The organism is Wolbachia endosymbiont (group B) of Cyclophora punctaria (assembly GCF_964028235.1).
GTDB lineage: Bacteria > Pseudomonadota > Alphaproteobacteria > Rickettsiales > Anaplasmataceae > Wolbachia.
On sequence record NZ_OZ034749.1, the window covers coordinates 1,134,919 to 1,160,631 of the forward strand.

Annotated in this window: 15 protein-coding genes and 6 pseudogenes; 8 read left to right on the forward strand and 13 right to left on the reverse strand. The window is 32.7% G+C overall.

Annotated elements, in window-relative coordinates:
- Positions 1-78 precede the first annotated feature (78 nt).
- Both ABWU33_RS05455 and ABWU33_RS05460 read left to right on the forward strand, forming a co-directional pair.
- Positions 79-1,032: a D-alanine--D-alanine ligase gene (locus tag ABWU33_RS05455; RefSeq protein WP_250119959.1), complete on the forward strand. Its 954-nt coding sequence runs from the start codon at positions 79-81 to the stop codon at positions 1,030-1,032.
- On the forward strand, positions 1,013-1,771 hold the full coding sequence (locus ABWU33_RS05460; RefSeq protein ID WP_211908130.1) for a cell division protein FtsQ/DivIB: 759 nt from the start codon (positions 1,013-1,015) through the stop codon (positions 1,769-1,771). The genes ABWU33_RS05455 and ABWU33_RS05460 overlap by 20 nt, the downstream gene beginning before the upstream one ends.
- A gap of 133 nt (positions 1,772-1,904) precedes the next feature.
- On the opposite strand, the gene ABWU33_RS05465 is transcribed toward ABWU33_RS05460, so the two are convergent.
- Together ABWU33_RS05465 and ABWU33_RS05470 are read right to left on the reverse strand one after the other, a co-directional pair.
- Positions 1,905-2,684, reverse strand: a complete 780-nt coding sequence (locus ABWU33_RS05465) for an ankyrin repeat domain-containing protein (RefSeq protein WP_250119960.1) — start codon at positions 2,682-2,684, stop codon at positions 1,905-1,907.
- Positions 2,685-2,870: 186 nt separating this feature from the next.
- Positions 2,871-3,610: pseudogene (locus ABWU33_RS05470) on the reverse strand (IS982 family transposase).
- 246 nt (positions 3,611-3,856) lie between these two features.
- On the opposite strand from ABWU33_RS05470, the pseudogene ABWU33_RS05475 reads away from it, so the two are divergent.
- Together ABWU33_RS05475 and mutL are read left to right on the forward strand one after the other, a co-directional pair.
- Positions 3,857-4,052: pseudogene (locus tag ABWU33_RS05475) on the forward strand (helix-turn-helix domain-containing protein); the annotation flags it as partial.
- Between the two features lie 48 nt (positions 4,053-4,100).
- Positions 4,101-5,850 (forward strand): annotated as a pseudogene (gene mutL / locus ABWU33_RS05480) (DNA mismatch repair endonuclease MutL).
- A 104-nt stretch (positions 5,851-5,954) separates the two neighbouring features.
- Here the strand turns inward: mutL and ABWU33_RS05485 are convergent.
- The 7 genes and pseudogenes from ABWU33_RS05485 to ABWU33_RS05515 form a co-directional block, all read right to left on the reverse strand.
- Positions 5,955-6,413, reverse strand: coding sequence for a transposase (locus ABWU33_RS05485; RefSeq protein WP_353280531.1), 459 nt, complete (start codon positions 6,411-6,413; stop codon positions 5,955-5,957).
- A gap of 257 nt (positions 6,414-6,670) precedes the next feature.
- A complete protein-coding gene (locus tag ABWU33_RS05490) occupies positions 6,671-6,916 on the reverse strand; it encodes a transposase (protein ID WP_264337585.1) in 246 nt (81 codons plus the stop codon).
- A 989-nt stretch (positions 6,917-7,905) separates the two neighbouring features.
- Entirely contained in the window at positions 7,906-9,324 is a 1,419-nt protein-coding gene (locus ABWU33_RS05495; protein ID WP_353280534.1) for an AAA family ATPase, read from the reverse strand.
- Positions 9,325-10,166: 842 nt separating this feature from the next.
- Positions 10,167-12,308: an AAA family ATPase gene (locus tag ABWU33_RS05500; protein ID WP_353280536.1), complete on the reverse strand. Its 2,142-nt coding sequence runs from the start codon at positions 12,306-12,308 to the stop codon at positions 10,167-10,169.
- 42 nt (positions 12,309-12,350) lie between these two features.
- The gene (locus ABWU33_RS05505; protein ID WP_353280538.1) at positions 12,351-13,565 is read right to left on the reverse strand and encodes an AAA family ATPase; all 1,215 of its coding nucleotides are present in this window, start codon (positions 13,563-13,565) and stop codon (positions 12,351-12,353) included.
- A complete protein-coding gene (locus tag ABWU33_RS05510; RefSeq protein WP_353280540.1) occupies positions 13,562-14,065 on the reverse strand; it encodes a hypothetical protein in 504 nt (167 codons plus the stop codon). The genes ABWU33_RS05505 and ABWU33_RS05510 overlap by 4 nt, the downstream gene beginning before the upstream one ends.
- A 26-nt stretch (positions 14,066-14,091) precedes the next feature.
- Positions 14,092-14,346: pseudogene (locus tag ABWU33_RS05515) on the reverse strand (hypothetical protein); the annotation flags it as partial.
- Between the two features lie 100 nt (positions 14,347-14,446).
- Here ABWU33_RS05515 and ABWU33_RS05520 point away from each other — a divergent pair.
- A pseudogene (locus ABWU33_RS05520) lies at positions 14,447-15,723 on the forward strand (IS4-like element ISWpi18 family transposase).
- 98 nt (positions 15,724-15,821) lie between these two features.
- Here the strand turns inward: ABWU33_RS05520 and ABWU33_RS05525 are convergent.
- Together ABWU33_RS05525 and ABWU33_RS05530 are read right to left on the reverse strand one after the other, a co-directional pair.
- Positions 15,822-16,824: pseudogene (locus ABWU33_RS05525) on the reverse strand (IS481 family transposase).
- 282 nt (positions 16,825-17,106) lie between these two features.
- Positions 17,107-18,474, reverse strand: coding sequence for a hypothetical protein (locus ABWU33_RS05530; protein ID WP_353280542.1), 1,368 nt, complete (start codon positions 18,472-18,474; stop codon positions 17,107-17,109).
- Between the two features lie 608 nt (positions 18,475-19,082).
- Between ABWU33_RS05530 and ABWU33_RS05540 the strand changes: the two genes are divergently transcribed.
- Positions 19,083-19,589 (forward strand): DUF1543 domain-containing protein, encoded by a 507-nt coding sequence (locus tag ABWU33_RS05540; protein ID WP_265041138.1) that lies wholly within the window; start codon positions 19,083-19,085, stop codon positions 19,587-19,589.
- 679 nt (positions 19,590-20,268) lie between these two features.
- Here ABWU33_RS05540 and ABWU33_RS05545 read toward each other — a convergent pair.
- Positions 20,269-20,838: a hypothetical protein gene (locus tag ABWU33_RS05545; RefSeq protein ID WP_353280544.1), complete on the reverse strand. Its 570-nt coding sequence runs from the start codon at positions 20,836-20,838 to the stop codon at positions 20,269-20,271.
- Positions 20,825-20,959, reverse strand: a complete 135-nt coding sequence (locus ABWU33_RS05550) for a hypothetical protein (protein ID WP_007302921.1) — start codon at positions 20,957-20,959, stop codon at positions 20,825-20,827. The genes ABWU33_RS05545 and ABWU33_RS05550 overlap by 14 nt, the downstream gene beginning before the upstream one ends.
- A 314-nt stretch (positions 20,960-21,273) precedes the next feature.
- On the opposite strand from ABWU33_RS05550, the gene ABWU33_RS05555 reads away from it, so the two are divergent.
- Positions 21,274-21,561, forward strand: a complete 288-nt coding sequence (locus ABWU33_RS05555) for a hypothetical protein (protein WP_353280546.1) — start codon at positions 21,274-21,276, stop codon at positions 21,559-21,561.
- Positions 21,562-21,623: 62 nt separating this feature from the next.
- Positions 21,624-25,616: a DEAD/DEAH box helicase family protein gene (locus ABWU33_RS05560; RefSeq protein WP_353280547.1), complete on the forward strand. Its 3,993-nt coding sequence runs from the start codon at positions 21,624-21,626 to the stop codon at positions 25,614-25,616.
- The last annotated feature ends 97 nt before the right edge of the window (positions 25,617-25,713 follow it).

The window sequence follows — 25,713 nt, forward strand, 5'->3', positions numbered from 1 at the left end:
GCTGTGGAATTTTTCAAAGCGTTTTTTCTATTGAAGATAAAAGTATCTTTTATATATGATATATAGCAAAATATTAGGGTGCTTATGGTTCCAACTATAGCAATTTTAAGTGGTGGATTTTCTTGCGAAAGAGAAATATCGCTTATGAGCGGAAAAGCAGTAAAGAAGGCGCTTGATAGCCTTTCATATAATGCAATAGAAATAGATGTTGATAGCAACATTGCTCAAAAGCTTAAAAAAACTAATCCCGCTCTTGCTTTTATTGCTCTACATGGACCTTATGGTGAAGATGGCTGTATTCAAGGTTTGCTGGAGATTTTAGGTATAAAATATACACACTCAGAAGTTATGGCTTCGGCTGTTGCTATGAATAAAGTGATGTCAAAGCATATATTCCATTCTCTTAATATCGACACTCCAAGAGGTTATGTAATTAGTCGAGAAGATGTGCTAAAAAATAATATTAAAGTTGATTATCCGTACGTCTTAAAACCGATTAACGAAGGCTCAAGCATTGGAGTACACATGATTTTCTCACATGAGGATTACTTAGAGCTAAAAAATAACAGTTCTACTATAATGGAAAAGATAATCATAGAAGAATACATACCGGGTATAGAGTTACATACTGCTGTATTGCTGAACGAAGCAATTGGCACTATGGAAATACGACCAAAAAATAAATTCTATGATTATGAAGCAAAGTATACAGATGGATTTGCAGAACATATATTTCCTGCTAAAATTCCTGACAACATATATAGAATGACCTTGGAACACGCACTAAAAGTTCATCAATTTTTAGGATGCAAAACTGTTTCCCGCTCAGACTTCCGTTATAATCCCCAAAATAACACTTTAAAAATGCTTGAGATTAATACACATCCTGGCTTTACTGAATTATCGTTAGTACCAGAAATTGCAAAATTGACAAAAGGAATTGATTTTAATGAATTAATTAAAATTATTGTCAAAGACAGTTTACACCACAAGAATATTAGAGATCAAGCCGATGTTGAACAATGTTACTAGAAGCCAAAGGAGTTTTTTGCGCAAGTGTGCTTTCATGATTATAACTGCACTCTTCCTTACACTAGTACTTTATAGTTCACTTGATAAAATAACAAATCGATTCAATTACTACTTTACTTGGTGTAACGATCGCTTATCGAGCTTATTAATTAGCAATGGATTTTCAATCGACAAAGTAACCGTTACTGGAAACAAATTTACAAATGAACAGGACATTCTAAGTTTAGTAGATAGAACACAACCTATCATGTATGTATCACTCTCAAAACTAACAGATAATATACAATCTGTAAGTGAATGGATAAAACATGTAAGAATTTATAGGATTTTACCCAACACCTTACTCATTGATGTAAATGAACACAAACCTTTTGCTCTTTGGAAAGATGATAACAGAACTTCAGTAATTGACTCTGAAGGTAAAGTAATCGTAGATGATTACCAGATAGATAACCTCGTTATAATCAAAGGACAAAATTCGTTATCAAGCCTAAAATTCATTAAGTATATACTAGAGAGGAAAACTCAATTAAGTGATCATATTTCTTCTTGTGTTTATGTAGGAAATAGAAGATGGAATATCATACTCGATGACAGTGCCACAGTAAAATTGCCTGAAGATAATCCTTATAGCGCATGGGATTATTTAAGCCACTTGCAAAATACAACCGACTTTACTTTTAGCAATTGGAGCATAATTGATATGCGTGTTGCTGATAAGATCCTTGTGAAGAAGTGATCTGCTCGGTGCTCCTTTTCATGTCATGCAAGTAGCCCTTTCTCTGTCATCCGAGTAGCTTAAAACTGGAATCCAGATTGCAAGTAATCAATTAGGTTGGGTGAGTATGGGTTTTGCATTATAGAAGGAAGCATTAACCATTACTAAACAAAAAGCCTTGATCTGGAGTAGAATGTTTTAAAACAGAAACATCACAAAGATCTCTCTTAGAATGAGAGTTTTCTTTAGCATGTTTGAGTCGTTTAAATATTTCAGTGTCTGTACCTATATTCTTCTCAGCATAAGTACATAAAAGATCTAATAACTTTCCACCAGCTTTAATAGCAATTTCAATAGTCGTATTTTCATTATTACCGTCTGGAGAGTAGTTTAAGCTTGGTTTGAAACTATACTTATTTTTTGATTCCAGTAATTCATCTACTTTATTTTCATCTATTTCTGTTGCTGCTTGTTTTAGCATATTAAACAATTCATTATCTTGAAGTCTTTTTTGAACAAGATTTTTTTTGCTTGCACTTTTTCCAGTAATAAGTTTAAGATCTATACAACCAACATTAATATTTGGGTTAGAAAGCAGAAGATCAACTATATCTATACGATCATTTTTTGCTGCAAAATGTAAAGGAGTAGCACCTTTCTTATTCTTAGCATTAACATCAGCCTTTTCCTTTAGAAGAAGATCAACTATATATGTATGACCATTTTTTGCTGCAAAATGTAAAGGAGTAGCACCTTTCTTATTCTTAGCATTAACATCAGCCTTTTCCTTTAGAAGAAGATCAACTATATATGTATGATCATTTTCTGCTGCCAAATGTAAAGGAGTAGCACCTTTCTTATTCTTAGCATTAACATCAGCCTTTTCCTTTAGAAGAAGATTAACTATATCTTTGTGACCATTTTGTGCTGCCAAATGTAAAGGAGTAAAACCTGTAATAGCTTAGACTTAATCTGACACTTTAAAAAAGTAAGTTATAAAATAATAAAAGAAAGGAGTGTTAGAAATGAACACAATACAAACAAAAATATTAAAACCAAAACTAGGTTTATTAGAGCTAGCAAAACAGCTCGGGAATGTATCTCAAACCCCAGTTATGGATTAACCAACACAGTAAGGCTTAGAAATAGAAGGCTTTTTTGACTGCATGGAATATGAAATTAATGTAGAAAAATATGTACCAGAAAATTTATTGGCGATCTGTGCCGTGTATTTTCAAGCTCAAATTTATTTTTTAAACAACCAAAGACTGTCTCAATAATCGACCTTTTTCTCAATAAAGACTTCTCTTTTAGTGAGATTAGTGCGTTTTTCATGCCTTTTTTCACTTTAGTGACAAGCTTTAAACCTCTATCGAAGAGTTCCTCAAAGAGCTCCTTCTTGATATAGCCTTTATCTCCGAACAAAAGTCCTGTCAGTCTTTTAGTTATAGTTGGCACAGGTTTTCTGTCATCAACGTTACCTTTGGTTAGAGTAAGTGATTGAATTTCTCCAATTTCGTTAATCACCAAGTGCAATTTAAAGCCAAAAAACCAACCATACGTGCTCTTACCAATTTCTGCTAAACCATCAAAAACTTTGTTCCTAGAGATCCTTTTCTTGTGGCAAATGGCAATCGTAGAAGTGTCAATGTAGGAAGTACCTGTCATTTTCGCTTGTTCGCAGAACCATTGAAGAAGTAATGCTAAATACCGTAAAACTCTCGGCTTTAAGGCAATAAATCTGTGATATGAAGGCATCTTTGAAAATTCTGATCTATAGAGTAACTTAAGGTAACAAAGATAAAAAGCCTTGAAGTTTTTACATGGCGATTGGTGGTATAACAGGATTATGGTTAGCATTTCTGAGTGCGCTATTTCTGGTACTCTGGTTGGTTTTTTGCCATTTGATAAGAACTTATTTGCAAAATTTTCATCTACTACACGACAAAAATCCTCGACTCAGCAGTAAAGTTCTGTAATATCTTTCTTCATGGGTAACCTCTTAAATTATTGCTAAAATACTTGAGTTTACCCTATTTCCCTCTTTATTAATTCTACTTTTATCTGTTTTCTAATCCATAACTGGGGTCTCAAGCGTGCAAGGTAATGGGATATTCAAGAGATACGTTTTATAGATTCAAGGAGTTATACGAAAATGGAGGAGAAGAGGCGTTACATGAAATCAGCAAGAAAAAAACCGCTGTTTGCAAACAGAGTTTCCGAAGATATAGAAAGAGCAGTAGTAAATATTGCAACAGAATTTCCAGCATATGGACAGCAAAGAGCTGCAAATGAGCTAAGACCACTGACAGAGTTCTCCCCTTCTCCATCTAATGCTTAAGCTTAAAACATTAGATGCTTTGTTCAAGATACAAGGCCAGCGAGTGTAGTAAAGGAATTAGTAGAAAATGCAATAGATGCTGGAAGTTCAGAGATAGAGATCAAAATAGAAAGTGGTGGACGTAACCTTATAACTGTGATAGATGATGGAAATGGAATAGAAAAGAACGATCTGGAACTAGCACTTATGAGGCATGCCACTTCAAAATTAAGTGATAGTGAGTTAATAGAGATCAGACATCTTGGCTTTAGAGGAGAGGCTTTGCCTTCAATTGCAGCAGTGAGTAGAATTAGGCTATCATCGAAAGCAAAAAGAGTAAATGAAGCATGGTCTATAAGTTATGAGGGAGGAGAAAAAATAAGAGAGATTACCACTTATTCTTTATTGCAGGGTACATATATTGAAGTTCGTGACTTATTTTTTGCGACTCCAAATAGACTAAAATTTCTAAAAACCGAAAGGGCAGAAACACAAGCTATAGTTGATTGTAAATAACATAGCAATGATTAACTATAGTATTGGATTTACTCTTACTTCCGGTAATAAAAAGCTCTTAAAATATATTAAGCAAACTTCATTATTTAACAGACTATGTGAAATAGAAGAAGAATTTCAGAGCAATTCGCTGGAAGTTAAAGAGGAAAAAGACGGCATCAAACTTACGGGATACATCTGTAAACCAACTATTAGTCGTGGCAATTCAACTCAGATCTATACGTTTGTTAATGGAAGGCCAATAAAAGACAATCTACTTATAGGTGCAATTCGATATGCGTATCAAGATTTTATTCCAGTTGGGAGGTATCCTTTTGCAGCGCTGTACTTGGAGATACCATACGATCAAGTAGATGTAAATGTGCATCCAAATAAATCAGAAGTAAGATTTCAGAATAAAAGGCTAATATATGAAATAGTGAGAAGAGGGATAATAAAAACACTATCAACGAGGTTTGCAGCGAGTGGTCAAGGTATTGAAGAGGAGCTAATTTTTAATGATAGTAAAAGCCAAGAGCAGGTTGATAGTAAAGAGAAAAAAAATCAAAAAGAGTTTTATGAAAAGAGGCCAAGTCTTTTAGAAAATCGTCTAATGAAAGAATTCAATGCACCAGATGAAAGAAGGCAAAGCTTACCAGAAACGTTTAAATATGGAGAATCTCCATCCCAAAAGGGAACGATGGTTTTAGAAAGGAAGCAAATTGATTTAATAGAGGATAATCCTCTGGGATATGCACGCTGTCAGGTCTACAATACTTACATTATTGCTGAGTCTGGAGATAGGCTGATTATAGTAGATCAACATGCAGACCACGAGAGATTGATATACGAGTGCTTAACAAGCATAAAAAGACAAAAACTTCTCCTTCCTGAAATAGTTGAGATTAAAAACCAAGCAGGGACGGAGATGGTTGAAACTTATAAAGATAAGCTTTTTGAAATGGGTTTTGGTATTGAAATAGAATCAGAAGATAAAATAATGGTGAAAGAAATACCTTCAATCTTGGAAACAATAGATATAAAAGGGATGCTAGTTGATATAGTAGATAAGTTAACGGAAATGGAAGATACGTTGTCAATAGAGGATAAGGTGAATAAAATATCAGCCACAATCGCTTGCCATGGAGCAGGAAGAAAAATGAAATTGGAAGAGATGAATGAGATACTAAGACAAATTGAGAAAACTCCATATTCTGGTCATGAAAGACCAACGTATATAGAAATGAAAATAAGTGATATAGAAAAATTGTTTGAAAGGAGATGAGTTCAGTTTGTCAAAAAGGTTGCCAATTAAGTATACGTAACAGCTCTTCTGATTATGGATGGCTTTGTTGCATAGCACTGATAGGCATGTAAATCACAGTGAATTTACGCAGCTAATTTAAATTTAGCCATACCTATATCAGTAAATTTGTTCAATAAGTAGCACTTAATTAACAGCTCTTTTTCACGATTTACCTCTGATTTATTTTTCAAGCTAAACCCAAATATTTGCTTCAACCTATAGAAAAAGACTTCAATATAAGACCGTGCTCCATACTTAACTTTTTTCTTCCATTCATTAATACCATCTTCATAATTCTCATATGACCTAATTCTACTAATATACTTGTTTCTTTCTGATAAGTAGTCAGCTAAACAAATTTTAGTATCCTTCCTAGGGCGAATAATAGGCACAATATTGTATTTTCTGCATTCTTTATACACACTTTTTATATCATAAGCCGCATCTGCTCGAATAGAACAAATGTTATATTTATCACTGACTTCTTCTAACATATCGCAGACCGGCAAATAGTCTACAGCAACACCACTAGTGTAGTTCATGCTTATTGCTTTCTTATCATTTATGTTTAAAACAACATATAATTTTCTTACTTGACCATAACCACTGTATTTTCTTTTTCAAATATTAAGCTTACTATGCCCACCGTTATTATTGTAGATACTAACTCTAGTGCTATCTACGGCAATTTCAACATTTTCCAGATCATCTTTATTGCTTCTATGGTCATCAATCTTCAAATTAAGCTTTTTAAATCTTCTGGAAGCTTGTGTATAGCTGATAATCTTAAGTTTTTTGCCTATTTTTGTACCATATAACCTTTTACAGAACCTACAGCTTGTCTCAAGCCAATTCTAAAAAGATGAACTATTATGTGTATTAAAATTACAACTTTATCACTATAAGTGTTATTGCCACCTGCAACTTTTGGACTATTTTCATACCAATTTTCTATGGCTTGATTAACAAAATGAAAAACATTTCCTCTTTTTTTGAGAAACTCGTTATATTCTCTTTGGTTACTTACTCTCATTTTTTGTGGCATAAGTTGTACTTGTTTGAAAAATGCCTATTTTACAACAAAATGCGTTAGTAGCCATATATTAAAAAGCTTTTCTTCTTACAATAACCTCAACCAACACTAGCTATGCAACAAAGCCATTCAGAAGCAGATCCAGAACATCACATCAGAAAATCACTAAACACAATCCAAAGGACAATAAAAACCACCTTAGCTAAAAAGTTAGGACTAAACATCGATACGTAATGATTTGATTCAAACAGTTGGTTGGCCTGGATCATCGCGTAAAGATTATGGTTACCGTATTAACCCTTTCACTGTGCTGATAAAAGTAGTTCGTTAACTGTGTTGAAGAGAAGTAAAAGATGTTATAATGGAAAAAGTAAAATTTGTGACAAGGCTTGTGATCAAGTTTTAAAGAAGCGTTCTTTGGTTGGTATTTTACCCTAAAGTCACATCTAGCTTTAAAATACAGTTTTTGTCTCATCTAAAAAAATACAAATTCTCAATTATGTAACTTACCAAAAGCCTAAATTTCTTTTGCTTTCTTCAATCTTTTCTACTCTGTTCGTTTGCCGACTTTTGTGTTTTAAGCACATCTACACTCAATGACCCTATACTAATATATACCGGATTTCTTACTACTTTTTCCGGGATTTTTTGAAAAAAAAGTTAAAATAATTTTAAGATAGCTAAGGAATTAAAGAGCTTTGAAAATCAGCTATATCTTTTACAGTAGCTTCTTCGCTATTTGAGTTGTTTCCATTTTGGAAATAACTGTTTATTTGGGTTTAAAAGAGATTATATGAGCTTTTGGCAAAACATATCCTCCCCTATCTAAATCATCAATAACGCTATAATAGCCCTTTAAAATATTTTAAAGAATTAAGTTGCAGCAGAGAGATTGTTTTGGCTCCATCCCCTTTTTGTAAAGCTAAAGATACTAATGTTAGCAAACTCTATGAACTTAAGAATAACTGCAGAAACTACCATTTTTTAAGTCAGAAAAACCATTACTTACAATTCAATAATTTTCCAAAATCAATTATGTGTGAAAAGTAACCACTATCTATAACATCATCACTTACATCATTAACGTGGATAAGGACTGGACGACATGAAAAGCCTTTTGGACGATTTAGTGCATCTATTTTCTTTTGTACCTCTTGTATTATTGAATGACCAATTTTATCTTTTGAAAATTTGATTTCGCAAATGTAGAGAGTGTTAAACTTCGTTTGAATCATATAATCAATTTGACAACCTGCACTATTACGGGTTCTTTTCTGAAAAAATGGATTCTCGCTTATTATTCCATCAATTCCTAAGATATTATGTATACTCTTTCTATTGTTCAGCACCAAATTTTCAAATTGAAGCCCAATAATTGTATACCACTCTGGTAAGAACCCTATAGAATAGGTGTCACGACTAATTTTTCCTAGATCTTTTTCGATATATCTTAGATAAAACCTTAAATAATTATCTTGAAGTCTGTACCTCCTGAGTCGTGAATCAGTACCAGTTTTTATACTCCAAGTATGATCCTTTGCAATAAAACCAGCAAGCTCAAGTTCATATAGATACTCAGAAATGCGTCCATGTCTTACGATATTTAAAGTAGCACAAATTTCTTCTTGTTCTTTAGCTCCAGTAGAAAGAGCTCTGACTATTTGCTTATAAAAAGCAGTTTTTCGCATGAATAAATCTGAGAATATTTGATTAAATTCTTCAACTAAAAACCCACCTTTTGTAAAACAAAGCCTTTTAATATTTTCTTCAGCGCTATGTTTAAAATTTACCTCCTCTAAATACTTTGGAATTCCGCCAGTTACTGCAAGCACCTTAAACTTTTCATATGCTGAAATATTTTTTGGCCAAAATTCGTTGCAATCAGAAAGTGATAATTCTCCGAGTGTTAAAGTTAACGATATTCTCCCTACGAAACCAGTGCTGCTAAGTATATTTTTCTCGATCCAGGATGAAGCTGATCCACAAACAACAAAAATTAGCTTGTTATTATTTTTTAGCTGCGTATCCCAAAAATTTTTTATTTTGCCTAAAAAGGTTGGATCTTTTGAGCCCATCCAAGAAATTTCATCAAACAGCAATAATGTTTTTCCTGATAGTAGACGTTCACCAACTGCCCATAGTAAATCGCTCCAGTCATCATACCTAGCAAAAGATGTATTAAATTGTCTAGCAACTTGTCTAGAAAATTCATTAAGTTGGTAGGACGTTGTAGTATGCCTTTCTGGTGGCAAACCTATAAAGGAGTAATATTGTTCAAAATACTTACCAAACTCTTGAATTAAACGACTTTTTCCTATACGACGTCTTCCTTTGACTACTACAAAAGATGCAGTATTTTTGTCTGTAAGCTCCAGTAGTTGTTTTAACTCAGTTTTCCTACCAATAAATAATGGAGACATAAAACACAAAATATAAATCTTTGTCTCCATTATACGAGATAAAATTAGAGACGTAAATAAATAAATTTAGATCTTTGTCTCCATCTTGAACTATTGAGAGGGTTTTGTAGCTTCTGTTTCTTCTTCTATGGCAGTAGCTAGAGACTTTTTTCCTTGAGCTTCATCTACAATTTGCTGATTTCATCACTGAGAGTTTTGCAATTAATTGCTCAGAGGTTTTAAACAAAAGCTGTTCTACTGACATACTTTGCTATACCGAAATTATGAAAACTGTTTACTTTTTTGAAAAAATATTTTACAATGAATAAAAAACTTGATAAACTAAAGTGAGGTTTTTTTATAACAAGTAAAAGATAATTTAGAAATACCTCATAATCGAGTTTTAAGCTATCTTACATGATTAACCTAGGTCTTGGTAGTATAATTGTACCCTGAAGTTGTAGAATGGCTTTAAAACGCAATTACGGGCCATTTGTTTTTTCTGAGCGTTTTCTTTCGTTTCTTTTATCAGATAACTTTGAAAGAGAGCTTTCCATAGCTTATTATTGTAAGTAAAAGAGAAACGAACAGAGTAGTATGTTTTAAAGTCATACTACTATATTATTATATAATAATAGGAGTTATTCTGAAAACTGAGAGTTGAACAAAACCCTCTATATTCCTGAACTTTTTCCCTATTGCTCAGCCTGCAGCTATAAAATTCAACAATCCCTCTAAGTTGTTGAAAATCTTGCATTTCTTTCACCCTTACTAAATTCAGTCTGCATAGACTAAGCAAATTCTGAAGACAAACTGAGCAAATCCGAAGACTGAAATAACTCATATTTTCTATTTTAATTTTATTAATTGCAGATGCTATGATGAACCCAAGTATTCGGATTTTCAACTGGTAAAATGCTACCATTCTCCAGTGATTTATAGTCGGTTGGTAAGACCTTTTCATAAATTGTCACTTCTTTATTCAGTTGATGATCAAATACCTTACTTTTCTTTTCCATGCCTGCAACACAAAGCACCCCATATCTAGTTCTTGCTCCATTTTTACCTTCTCTATTAAATTTTATATAGCCCTTTGTAGCTAAAGTATCAATACGTTCACGGATCAAATATTGACTACCAAGACCTGCTTTATTCTCAAATGCCTGACAGAACGAATTTATTGTATATAGACGTCCCTTCCGTGCTTCATCATAAATTAATTGTAGAATAGTATCATACCTACGCGAACGTTCTGCATCTAACCTTTGACCATAATCTTTATTCACAAGTCTTTGCGATTCATAATCAACTACGTACCAGTTATTGTTAATTTTATCAACGTATTTTGATGCAATAGCATGACCATTGCGTAACTCAAATATTAGCTGACGACAGCTTTGTTGTTCATTTGGTCTAAACATTATCATTCCTGTAGTATAAAAACTTCGCAATGAACCAGCTCCACTAAAGCTTTGAAAGGGATCTTCTTCTAATGATTTCTTTTGAATCTTTTTTGTATGATGTACTAAAATAACCCCTTCACCTTGATTAGCCAGCTTTCTCAATTTACCAACCCTTTCTTGTAGAAAGAATAACATAGCATTGTTGTCATTTTCACTACTATTCTCACCGGCATCAAAAATATTGCGTAGTGGATCTATTGCTATTATATCAACTGCATTCGAGCCAAATGAACTTTCTATTTTATCTAAAATAATCTCTATACTATCATCATTTAGAAGTAACTCCACTTGTGGTGTAATAACTAAGTTATATCCAGCAATTTCAAGAAGTTCTTCATTTAGTTTAATCTGCTGAAGACGTTCACGCATATAGTGATAGCCAATTTCAGTTTGTAAGTAAAAGATTTTCAAAGGTCTTGTGGGCATCATGTTCAAAAATGGAACTCCTCCTGCCATATGTAATAACCAAGAAATAAGAAAATCACTTTTTCCAACCTTAGGTGCACCTGCAAACACCAATAGTCCTCCTGGAGTTAAAATTCTTGGAGCTATTATGTCTTTCGGCATTGGTGATTTATCGTTTAAATACTTTATTACTGGAATTGCTGAAAGTGAAATGCAACGTCCTGCTTTTTGAACTTTCGAGAATTCCTCGGTAGTTGATAGTTTTTTCACATATGGAACTTGAGGAATTGAAGATAAGAATTTTTCAACATTTATACCTTCTTTCACGCAATCAGCAGCGTCCCAACCCTTTGGTTTATCTTTAGGTATTTCCAAAATGCAAAGTTCTTCAACTCCAAGACAAGTAAGTTTCATAGCAGATTTTTCAGCGTATTTCTTACCTGGTGCATCATTATCTGGCCATATAATAATGTGTTTACCTTTAAGTGGAGTCCAATCTGTCTTCTCAATAGGTGCTGCTCCTGACATTGCTGTTGTTGCAGTTATTCCTTTCTCTATCAGCGCTTCTGCACATTTTTCTCCTTCTACAAGAATAACTTTATCGGACTTCAAAATACCTGGAATATTATAGAGTGGCCTTATCTTCGGTGCACCACAGTCGGACTTTTTTATATCAAAAGGAAGATATCGCTTTCCATTATCATCATCGTAACGATAGATTCTAACGATAGCTTGGCCGTTTTCATCGTAATAATCCCAATATGTAGTTGGACTACTTGAAGTTTTGAAATGACCAAGCCACTGAGCTATAGAAGTCATTACTTCAGGAAACTCTATTCTCGTACTTTTTCTATGTACTCCTGCCCAAAGATCAATGATATCACCACCTTCTCCTGTTGCAAAATCATGCCATAGGCCAGCTTCACTGCCACTTAATTCTACTACTAGACTCTTTCCTTTATCACTTTGTACATTGCCTACATAAAACTTATCACCACGAAAAGTTCCTCTTGGTAATAGATATGAAAGGCATGATCTGATATTTAACAAAAGCTGAGCTTTTAGCTGTTCTTTTTCTAATAACGGTTTGTAATGTCCATGTGGTGCTGCTGTATTAAAATCACAATAGATGTCCATAAAATTCCCCAATATATTTAAAATTTAACTTATGAAATTCAACTAAGCTGTTTTCCAGTGTCCGTTAACTTCACTGATGAATTTTGTTGGTATGGGTCTTCCATTTTTGAGTTCATACATTACTTGCAGAACATTTCTATGCTGACTAGGTTTAAATATTACTACTCCAGATGTATATAAACTTCTTAAAACATTAGCACCACTCAATGCTTGAAATGGATTCTTTTTTAACGTGGTTGTTGACACTTTTTTGGTGTAATGTGTAACTATTACTCCAGCCGTAGGATTAGTGATAGAGCGTAGTTCATCAATACCATTTTGTAGAAAAGAGATCATACTCCTATAATCAAAAAGAGAGTCTATCACTATAAGATCAACTGTTTTTACATCGAGATTTTCCGACATAATTTCTTTTATTTTTTCCACATTCAAAGTTAACTGTACTTTTTTAGTGATAACTAAGTTTTCTGTTCCTGCATCAAGGGTTTTCTTGCTGATTCTTAGCTTCTGTAAGCGCTCTCTTATGTAATCATATTCCATTTCATTCTGTAGATAGAATATCTTAAGTGGCTTTGCAGGCTTCATACCAAGAAATGATACTCCAGCAGCTAAATGTACTAACATGGAAAGAAGAAAATTACTTTTTCCGATTTTGGGAGTTCCACCTATGACCAAAAGACCGCCTGGAGTTAATATTCTTGGCCCTATTATATCTTTTGGCATTGGTGATTTATCATTTAAGTAGTATCTTACAGAAAATGCTTTTTCTCCATTGTTTTGTAACGTGGAATTTTTTTTAGCGTTCAACCACTTTTTGGCAGAATCTATGTTACCTTCAACTAAAGTCCAAAGACTGAGTATGTCTCCCTTCTTTTCTTTATAAATGTCATTCCAATTTCCTGCTTTCTCTCCTTTTATTTCAACTATTATCTTATCTTTACCTAAATTTGCCAGATAGAACCTATCTTGATAAAATTCTCCACCCGGAAGTAAGTAAGATACACATTCTTTTATGTTATCAATTAACAATGATTTAATCTCTTTTTGAGATGAAAAACCCATAAAATTTCCCTCCTTTTTAATCAACATATTCTTTAAACGTTTAGAGTCCAGATTGGCGAGTTCACAAACAGTTTCAAAGGATCGTGATCTAATCCATTTACAAGCCTCTTTTTTAAGTTTTAGGTTCCTTCCTGCTGCATCCTGAAGAGCTCTAGTAATAACAGCAGCCCATAACTTTCCTTCGTCGTACTTCAAAATGGTAACCAGTCAGATTCAATACCATTGTTTTGGTCTGGAGTAACAACTGTAGCAATTCTGTTTCTATCTCCGTATCTACTGTCGGCTTCAATACCAACTTTTGCAGTAAACTCTAACCCGTTAAAATCAGCTATAGAGTTGATTTTTCTAGCAATCACTGCTTTTTCTGAAGTGTCATTTGCATGAATGTTCCGTGCTGACTCTAAAATACTTCTAAGCATAGAACGACCAGATTCTCCCCAAGTATCTTCTCCTTCAACTCTTGCTTTGCCACTTTTAATACCAATTACTTGAAAAATCTTGCGTTTTGCATATGGACCTTCAGTGACAGTAAATTCAACGTTTAAATAGATGCTGCCAGTAGTGTAGCTTTTAGTGAACCAATTTTCATAACCTCCTGGTTTAATTGCCATTTTTACCTTGACTATTGTACCTTTTGGTATTAAATTGCTCTGCAGTTTTGCGTTATTAAAATCAGTTAAAAAATCTGATAACATATTGTCTCCTATAAATTAAGTAAAAATCAGTTACTCCATTGGTCTGCAAGCTTCCAACGACCATCTATCTTATCAACAAGCTTACTTGCTACACGTTCACCATTACGAAGCTCAAATACTATTTGACGGACAGTGCTTTCTTCATCATGAGCAAACATCACCATGCCAGTGCTATAAAATCCACGTAAAGATCCAGCACCGCTTAGGCCTTGAAATGGATCTTCTTCCAGCATCTTTTTGGACAGTTTTTTTGTGTGGTGGGTGAGGATTATACCTGCATCACTGCCATTAAGTTAAGGGAAAGTGATGGACTGTATTGTAAAATCAGGTAAGATCCACAAATTAAAAGAAGTAATGACATGAGTAAAAAAAAGAATAATCATGTTTATAAAAAATAAATTGATGAGTTTAAACTTTATAAACGCACACAGAGCATCCTCAAAAGACTTCTCACGAAAAAGAAAGCTGCCCTTCATTAATGTATTTCTCCTGATTTTTAGAAAGAGTGTAAAGTCATTACAAGTAATGCTTAATGAGTTTGTTCTGCATACAAGAAAAGATTACACAATTACGGCAAGTGCATTTACTCAAGCAAGAAAGAAGCTAAAGCATACTGCGTTTTCAGAGTTAAATGATGATATAGTTTCCCTATACTACCAAGATCAGGAATTTAAAACCCACCATGGCTTCAGAGTACTTGCATTTGATGCTTCAATACTGATTCTGTCAAAGAGCGACAAAATAATAGGCGAGTTTGGCTCAAGAGCAGTATGGAATGGAATCCAGAGATTTGAAGACTATACAAGTGCAACCTTTGAAGTTTGCTACGATGTGCTAAATAATATTGCAATAAAATCTGTGCTAAGTAGAGGTGACAGCTATGAGGTTGATTTAGCGATCGGTATGCTTGAATCCATAAAATCAGACGATTTGTTAATCTGTGATAGAGGATACGTATCTTATCGATTTCTTGCTGAGCTTACAGGAAGGAAAATCAATTATATAATTCGCTGTCCAAGTTCGTCTTTCAATGAAATAAACGCTATGTTTAAGCCGGAAAGCCCATCTAGTACGGTGGTAGTGTCTACCGCACTTATTAAAGTAGCAAGACAGCTACGAAAGCTAGGATTACCTGATGAGATGAAATTCAGGTTAGTCAAAATAATACTTTCTTCTGGAGAAGTTGAAGTGTTAGTAACATCTCTGTTAGATGAGCAAAGTTTTACAGTCGAAGAGTTTGAGAGATTATATTACTTGCGCTGGGGAGTAGAAACATTTTTTTCTAGGCTGAAGGGAAGATTAAATTTAGAGAATTTCACAGGAAAAAGTATTGAAACTATCAAGCAGGATTTTTGGTCAACTATCTTCATCAGTAATCTAGAAAGTATCATGATAGAAGATGATGAAGAGACATTGAGCACACAGAATAGTAAACTAAAAAAAGCATCAATAAATCTGTCTCATTTAATGCGATTAAAAACTTAGCCTTTGATATTTTTTCTACAGAGTCAGACATAGACTGCATTATGGATCGACTATCACAGTTATTTTTGATGAACACTTTAGTGGTAAGAAAAGGGAGAAGAGTTGATCGTCATAAGATATCTGATATTCGTTCACTCAACTACCAGAAAAGAGCTAGAAAACATGTGTTTTAAATTCAAGATATCTTTTCAGTATCATTGCATTAGTACATTCTTTGCAAAATAACCTGCAATTATTTGTGTGATTCATATACATTGTTACAAATGAATTGTCAGATCAAATCTGAATTTGAAATAGGTTGTTCGTTAATAGATCTTATATTTTTTAACCTTTGGTCATGCTTGTAATTTTGCATGGCAAATGGCTCTTTTGACGGAATATAGTTTTTTTCAACCTCACTTAAACAAGGAATTGTTTTTTCCGTTCTTTGTATTTTTCCCAAGGATTTTTTCCTTGAAGAGAGCTATGAGGACGTTGCATATTGTAATATTCTTCCCAGTCTCTAAGTTTAACTTGCAGTGTTGGATCTTTAATATTAACACTACTATAAAACTCATCTAAATCAGTACGCTGAGACCTTTCCACTTTACCATTTAAATGTGGAGAAAATGGCTTAATAGGACGAAATTTAATCTTCCATTTTCTAAAATATTCTTGTACCTCATAAGCAAAAAATTCCTGTCCTCTATCAGTCTGAATTCTTTGACAATAAAAAGGTATCCTTTCTCGTAGTTGTGTAAGGAAATCAAGAGTATTTTTTGCAGTGCGTCTTGAATATAAAGCAACAACTTTATAACGTGTACAGTCATCTATGGCAGTATATTGATAAAGACCAGATGCTATTTGCATACATCCATCTGTATACGCTCCCCTGGTATTTTACAGTTATAACGCTTTATTTGTTTTCGATAGTGACGTTTAATACGCAAGAGACAGACATTATGTTTTTTGAAAACTTTGTGTATAGTAGCCAACGAACAGGAGAAACTGTATAATCGTTTTAATTCAGTTTGAATGCGTCTTGCTCCCAATTTTCTGGCTTTTCTTAGGTCGAGGATAAGCTGCTCATTTGATGCATTAATTTTTTGTAAAGGTGAGGTTTTGGGCCTACTACTAAAATTCTCTAATCCTTTTTCACCGAGTTCCTCGTAACGTTTATACCATTTGCGCAAGGTAAAGCGTGAAATGTTATAGTGTTGGCATACTTTTCCTGCATGGCCTAGTTTTTTATATAGTTTTATCCAATTTAAACGTAACTTGATTTTAGAATCCACTTGCTTTTTATTGGTAAATTTTCTGTCACGATTGTAATAATGTATATATACTACCACAAGTCCAGATTTTTATTTCCTCTGACACTTTTATTGTAATAACCTATATGAATCACACACTTTAATGTAACTATTGGATTTGCTTTTGTCATACTCCCCCTTTACTAAAGCCTTCAAAATTGATTATACCATAGGAATTGTTAATAGATTATTGACGATATATGAGTGTAAAAATGGCTTTGTACTACCTGTATAATAAATACGTTAAGGCAAAGTTAATACTTTCTACCTAGTAATTTCCTCCCTAGAAACCCTTCTTAACTCTTCACGTTCTGCCCATGAAACCTTTTTGTTTTTAGACTCGCTTATTACTTCAGGATGCATTAATTCATTAGATCTAACAAAAACACCTCGGTTTATAGCTTCAATAACTGATAAACCTCCCAATAAGCAATTTTGTCCTATTTCTTCATTATAACTTTCTATGTCCTCCAGTAGATCTTCATCATTCACTTCTACTCTTATCAAGTTTTTATCTGTTTCATGAGGATATAATCTAACTTCTAATTCTCCCAAACTAGTATAGAAAGTTAATACCACATCACTACCTTCTGTAAGATCTACATAATTTCTTTTTTCTCCTCTATTATCAATTTTTACTGTACTTTTTCCTATTTTTAATATGTGAACTCTGAGTCCTCGATCTATTATTTCTTGATTGGCTATGATTTTTACGGGTTCAATTATACTAGTTTGTGGATATCTTATATAAAAGTAGATATTATCAATCTCTACTTCTAATTTGTCTTGAGCTTGCTCGCTCTTGTTTACAATACACTCATATGCTATATCCTTTAACTTTTTTTTCATTTCTTTATACTGTTCAATGAGATATTCATCAAATTGTTTATAATAATTGTTATCTATAAAAGCAGTGGTCGAATATCTTATCCTATCATGATAAAAGAGGCTCTCTTTTACTTTTCCTCCTTTTTGTAATAAACCATGAGCAATCTCTCTTATGATATCCAAGTTGTAGTAATCTTCTTCATCATCATCAGAAGAATCATAGGGCTGCATTTCAGGAGCTACAGTGCGGGAGTTTATAAATACAATATTATCGAGAACACCTGCGATTTCTTTAAATATTAAATTTACTATAACCTCACCATCATTATCACAGTATGAGTTTATTCTTATCCCTCTCTCTAAATATTTATCCGTTATGGATTTAATATATTCTAAAGCACTTTTTGTATTAGCTTTGCTTTTAGCGTCTTGCATTTCTTTATAAAACTCACTAATCAGCTTCCTTTCATTTTCAATTAAAGTTACTTCTTGCTCAATTAAGAGTGAACTTTCTTCAAAGAAAAAGGTTTGCTGATTATCATCTTTTGTTTGGTATGGATCATCCTCTAACTGTGAGTGCGTGTCACCAGAATTATGATTGTTTAGATCTTGCAACACAAATTCAGCGCATTCTTGAGCAAGCTTTTTATTTTTTATATCATATTCATCTGTATTTTCCGCTTTACCTTCAAGGATTTTTTTGTCATCACTTCTGTCTTGCCAATAGTTAATTACTAATGACCCTTGATTTTGATATACTAAGTCGTTAGAATTCTCTTTACTATTTAATTTAACCTCACTCATACATATTATTTACCTATTTATAGTGTATTATAATACATATGTAAATTAATAAATTTATATTAGACCTCTTTCATAATTCATATGGATAATTCCAATTTTTTTTGGCCTCTCTATTGATATTTCTGTTCCATCTACTATCCAGAACCTAATACTCTACATTCGAATCTAATAGCTCTTTTTCTTCCAGAAGTGTAAATGTTTTATTAACGTATCCTCAATCCAACCGATAACAGGCACTTTAGCTTATTCCATAGCTTTATCCAATATGAAATATGTCACGCAAATATTCTAGCGCCATTAACAAACATGCATTGTTTATTTGGTTTTCCTCCTCTTGCCTTTTTCTTACTCCATTAAAATTTCTGTTATTTTTTCGAATGTTTTTCTTTTTACTTCTGTTAATCTTCGAAACTCCTCTTCATCTAGTTTACTTATTTGTTCAAATTTCATACCTTCACTAATATTACTTTTGGTATTATTTCCTCAGTTATGCAAGAAGTCTAATCTATTCCTGTTTTACTTCATCATCTAAAAATTCTTAATTTTTGTTGATTTTTTAATGAACAGACTTAGTATGATAAAGAGAATAAAAGTAGGAGGCATGTATCATGAAAATATTTGTCATATATGTTGGAGGTAAAACTGAAACCTCTTTAATCGAGCTACATGATATATTTTTTATAGTAGCAGAAAAGATCGAAGATACTTATGAAGAAGTAAAAGCAAAATGGTGGGGTGTAAAAAAAGGTTTCCATATTGATGCTTGGGGTATATTAGAAAGTGCTGAAGATTATAATATTACCTTAACGAGACAACCTACCCACGTTGAAGAAAAGCTTTATTTTGTCAACCTTGGTGGTTACGATAGTAAAAAATTTAAGGAGTTGCATAAAAATGTATTTGTTATTGCAAAGAATGAATCGAAAGCTAAAGTGAAAGCACTACGCCAAATACTTAATTGGGAATCACATCATAAGGATTACCTGTATGAAGTTGAAAATTGTTGCTGTGTTAACAACGTTACAGAGAATAAAGAACTTTATATTCACTTAGAAAAGACAGATAAACCTAAAGAATTTGAATTTACCTGTAAATATACACCATTATCTAATTAGTATTTCTATAATAGCGTAAAGAATTCTGTCCATAAAAAATCTATTTCAATTGTTTCCTAGCTTGATTGATTTTTTAAATATTCACTTATCTAGTTTTACTACATTCTATTATATGAGCAGTATTTTTTGAAAGAACATCTTTAGGTAAAATATTGCAATAACTAGTAGCAAGAACAATTCAATTATTTACTCCTTAAAAAAAGGTCATATATTTGTGAGAACAAGCTGCGTAAAATAAGGTTATAAAAATAGAAGCTTGAAATCTTTACAACAAAATTAGACAAATCAGTTCGTATGTAGATTTAGCGAAAGTGAGTCAATTTAGATGATTTTGGCGTATAGTAAAATCATTATAAATAAAAGTTCGTGTGTATTACGTGGTAGACCAATCCATTCCAAAAAAACTTGTTCTCACACTAGCTGGTTTTGGTTGTTGGAATTGGCTAGGTTGTTTAAGTTTTTAATGATATATAATATTAAATTAGTATAATTTATTTGAAATGGTAAGATCATTTATTATAACCTTGAACCTACATACATTCCAAAAGGACAATGTAGTTTAGAATCTTGTGCAGCATGTGCGTAAGCTCAGACACAACACTACCTAAACTTATGCCAATTTTTTTTGAGATTTAATATCAAAGGGAAAAATAATTTTAGCTATTTCTCCCTAATATAGTTAACTTTTGGTATTCTCTGAAGATCTACCTAATACAGGAAAGATTGAAGTTACACTATAAATACTTTTCAAGCTGCTTGTGACACTGTTAAGTGCATCTTTTGCATACTTGACTGACGTATCACAAGTACCGCTGAATATTTCTCTTGTTGAATGAGCTGGTAGAATCGCGTCATAAGCATTTTTTAAGCCATCTTTAACAATACGATTTACACGGCCACTAATAAATGCTTCTTTTGTAGATGTCAATGCTTTTCCAAGTGCTGCTTGGATACCCATTTCCTCTTCTTTCTCAGAAATTCTCTGCTTGTAAGCTTTTACTTCATCTTCTTTGTTAGAGAGCTGCTCTTTTAGGCTAGAAATTGTAGTATTTTGTTGATCAAGTTCATTTTCTTTCTCAGCAATAGTTTTATTTTTATCTAATATTTCTCTTTCTTTCTGATTAATGACTTCGTTTTTCTCAGCAATGGTGTTGTTTTTACTAATTGCAGCATATGAAAATGCAATAGTTGCAACAGAAAACACAGCAGCAACAACAATAAGTGGAAGGCCAAGACTATAAAAGCTCAACTGGAGCTAAAAACCCAATGTAAGGGGCTATAGCAAACACTCCTGATGCCAATAAAGCCGAAGTAGCCAAAGCACCGCTCACAAGATAAGGTGCATTAGCTTTATTAAATATACTTTTCATTATATACCTCTCTATAGTTAATTTATTATTTTAATAGTAATATAAATAAATATAGTATGCAATATTTTAAATTAATTAATAAATTAGACCTGCAAATTCAAAGAAAAACAGTTTTCACGATATTTGGTTTTTGTTGCTGTTAATGGTTATATCATTTGGATTTTTACTAACGTACATTAAAGAGTTAATACTGATTTATTTGAAAATAATAGAAAATTTATGACTATTTTATAATTCATTAATGAAATATCTTGATAAATTATCTAATCTCGTATATTATTAGAATATTAACACTGTATTTTAAAGGTAAAAACATGGTACATTCATCTGCGCAAATATTCACAAAGTTTGATAACGATTCAAAACAGAGAAATATAGAAGGGCTAGAAAAGACTTACTTGGGAGTCTTGCTGTCAATTGAATTAAATAGCAAAACTTCTCAAATTGCGAAGGGCATTAAAGAAAAAATAGAAAGTTTGTTGAGTAGCAATAAAGATGCAATAAATGATAAAGTAACAATAGGTGAAAGAGAAATTAGTGTAACTTTAAGGAAGAAGGTACATACAGTGTTAAATTTGATGAAAGTGATCCTTCTTCGGTAGATATTAAAGATACGAAAGATTACACTGCCGAGGATCTACTTACTTTGTGCACACAGCATGAGTTGACAATCAGCAGAGATAAGAAAGGTAATCACCATTATAGTGTAACAATCAAAGGTAAAGAAAAAAGTGCAACAGTAGGTGGGCCTGGTAAAATTGTAATATTTCCACAACATTTATCTTACATCAAAGAAACAATAGAACACTTAAAAGAAGGTAAGAGTCCAACTAAAGAGTTTGCACTTGCAACAGGAACTGGAAAAACATTCATAGAATTACTTGTTGAATATTTGCCTGCTAGGCTAATCGGTGTACCTTATATATCCCTAGCACCTAATGAAGATCTTGTAACACAGAAACGTGATGATTGGAAAAAAGTATTATCTGACTCCGATATTGAAGATATTGAGTTGAAAGAGATAAGCGGTGATAAAGGGTGCTCTATATTGAGCAGAGAAAGCTTGATGAAAAATTGGAATCAATTTTTAAAGGCAATAGATCTTGAACAGCTTCCTGATATTATAAAAGCTCTCAACATTGGAGACAAAGAATTTAAAATAAAGAATGGAAAAATAAATATAGATGGTAAGGATTTTGTGATTCTTGCGGATAAAATTCAGTTTGATAACAAAGAATATAAAATTCAAGATGGTAAAGTTACAATTGATGACCAAGAATTTGAGCTAAATATTGAAAAATCTATATCTCTATCCTTTGATGAAGAGCACCGAGTGGCAGAGCAGGAATTGTATAAACACCATATGGGAATCTTATCTGCACTTGTGCCTACGCTGTTTTTAAGTGCAACGCCTTCAATAAGCACTCATAAATATATTAAAGAAAATGATGGTTTACTTAAAACTCTTTCTTTGACAGATAAAATGAAGTCAGGTGTGTATGGAGCTTTGAATCTACAAGTTCATACAAAGGTAAAAAGTAAGGATCTAGCAAAAGAATACTCTAATGGCGTTGAAGAATATGTAGATTTTAAGCCAGAAGAAAACGATAAGTATAGCAATGCAAATTTAACAGACGATGAGTTAAAAAAAGAAGTAGAGAATTATCTGTATAGAAATGTTCAAAGCGTAATTGGTGAACCAGCATTGATTTTAGCTGAGTCAAATAAGCAGATAGATAACCTGAAAAAAATATTAAAATATGGTAGAAACGAAACCTTACCAAAGTTTAGTGAATCGAAGATTATTGATTTTTTAGAGCGAACGTTCGAACCTAAACCCGGCTATAAGTTAGTAACCCAGTCAAAAAAGTTTGCTCTCATAACAGAGCAAGTTGCTAAGCGGTTCAATATTACAAAAGAAAAAGCAGAAAAAATTGTGAAAGAATATTATGACTTCAGTGGCATTGCTGATTATTCTGCATTTCGTGTAATGCATGGAATAATTGAGAATACACTTTCAGGCTTAACAGGTCTAAATAGACACGAGCTTGATGAGAAGAGGTGTACAGATTTCGAAGGCTTAGTAAAAGAAGTTAAAGCAGCGCTAGAAAACAATTGTGATTTAGAAACATACGTTAAAGATCAAGGTGTTCAAAGCGGTAAATTGAAGAAAGAGCTTGTTCAGCATATGCAGTCTGTAATTGATGTTCTAAAGAAAAATAAAGACTCTGATTTGTTCATAAGATTGATAAGAAATTGGAACCAAGATAAGAAACTTCACATTTTGATGCCATCTAAAGAATTAAAAGAAGTTCCTGAAAAACTAGTAGCTTTGCTAAGAAAAGGCAATTATGCTGTAGTAAGAGACTATCTTGAATATTATGGAGTAGAAGAAAGTGAAATAGATGACTTATGTGAACTGGGAAAAGAAGCATCTGCTGAAAGAAGAAAGTTTATGAATTCTTTGAGAGGGTTGAGTGAGAAAGAACAAGATGAGCGCAGATGTCGCACCTCCCTAGGAGAAAATGAGAAAAAGCTACTTGAAGATCTTGGGGCAGTGCTTGGAATGACATTAGAAAATGGTAGTGAGTTGGTTTATGGTCGGTGGTCCACACCTTCGTATTCTTGTAATGAAAGAGAACATCCATTAATAGCACTACAAGATTTTTGTTACGAAAATAAGTACAAAGTAAAATTAGGAAATTTAGATCGCTCAGGCAATTTATCTGTAGAAGATCTTAAGAGTAAGCTTTCAGACTATATAAGTAGTCAACCATTAGAAGAATTGAAGCTTGTAAAAAAGAAATTGTCCTCGAGTAATAATCAAGACATATATGGAGATCTAATTAACCTAGATACATATCATGCTAAGAGACTCAAGGAAGCAATAACTAAGAAGGATGAGTCTATCAACGATCATAAAGAAAAAATTTTAAAAGACTTAAACCAGGAACAGTTGGCTCAGTTAGCAATTGACTATTTATCAGAAGCTGAGCTAGGAGATTTATATCAAAATCTATTAGAAGAAGAAAATGATTATCATGCTTTGTGCCGTATGGGGTTGGTTGGTAATGATGTAAATCCTAGCAAGGTACAGGGATACAATGACATTAATTTGCAACATGTTGGAATGCTAGTAGACCCAATATCTACTGACTTGAACAAGCCTGCACAGCTTATTCAAGCTCCAGGTAGACTTAGATGCCTAAACTCTAATAGACACTCTGCATTCTTTTGCTACTCCAATGATGAACTGAGCTTTGACATAAACCTACTCAAAAAAGGAGATTATATTGAGGCTTACAATAAATCAGTAGTAAGATTATCAAATCAACAAGGTTATGGAAACAAGCTTGCAACAGAGATAATAGATTATATTAATCAGGAAATAAAGAACTTGAAAAGAATTGACGATCTGGCTGATAAAAGTATTCAAATTGCCTTAAATTTGTTTATAGAAGTTTATAATACCAATGGGCATGACTTAAATAAAAGTAAGAAGGAATTTATTGGTGTATTAAAACATGCACGAAGAAAGCTTAATAACTATGAAAAAGAGTTAAGGGATAATGAAGAAGATGCCACTCCAAATTTCGATGAACATGCACTACTGTTCTTTCCATACAAAAGAAGTGATACTTTGGGCGTAAAAATAATTAAAATACTATATAAGGCTCTTATCACAGCTAAGTATCTTTTGATCCGTTTCGAGTATTACTTGGAAACAAGGAGTACTTATAATGGTTTTTTAAAGAAAGTTAATGGATTAAAAAGTGATCCTAATGTGGATACTTATGCTCATATTATAGCAGAATATAGCGTTAAAAATGTTGAAGAGATTAATTTGTTAAATCAGAAATTTAATGAAGTTTATCAACAGAAAGAAAAAACACAGGACGAAGCTGACACTAAAAGCTTCAATAATTACTTAGAGCATATTAATGCATGTTTGAAACATCCAGTGCATCTTAAATTGTTTGATAAAATAATATCACCATTGATGAAAGGCGATTATTTACTCAAGTTACTTGATCAGATTTATCCAGGAGAAAACAATCAAAATAAAGTGGAGAATTTGAAAAAATTCAGGAAAAATTTAAAAGACAAATCTTTTCAATTCACAAAAGATGACTTAGGAGACATAGAACAGGTGCAATCTTATTTGCAGAGTATAATTGAAAGAATTGGAATGTATAATAATCATTATTATAGAGTAGAAGAGTACAAAGGTGATATTATTCCTGCTAAGTTATTGGATTATAGGGTTAATAGTAGATTTGACGTTATAGAGGACGAGAAGTTACAAAGTAGGAGAAATCTATACTTAGAGTGGCAAAAAGGTAGAGCTAAAAGTGTTTGTAAAAATGACTTAAATGAGCTAAAGGTTTTGTCACAAAGAGAAAATATAAAATTGGCAAAAGAAGCTGCAGATTATGTTATCTCTCCACTGCTTGGTGACTCTTCTCGTGCAGCAAAAAATAAGCAAAGCTCAGAAGAAGATAAAAAAATTATCAATAGTGTTGTTGATAAAGCAAATGAAGTTAAAAATGATCTTGAGAAAAACGTTAAGCCTTTTACTACTGAAGAAATTATTTCACCAAGCACTGAGTTTATTAATCCTATAGCAAAATTGAAAGACACTTCGAGAGGTTTATAGGAGGTAAGAAAAAGGGTTCTGTCGCATCTATAAATCCTGGTATGTAACATTTGTAGGAAAGTAGAAAAGAAGTGATATGATCATCTAAAAAAAAAGC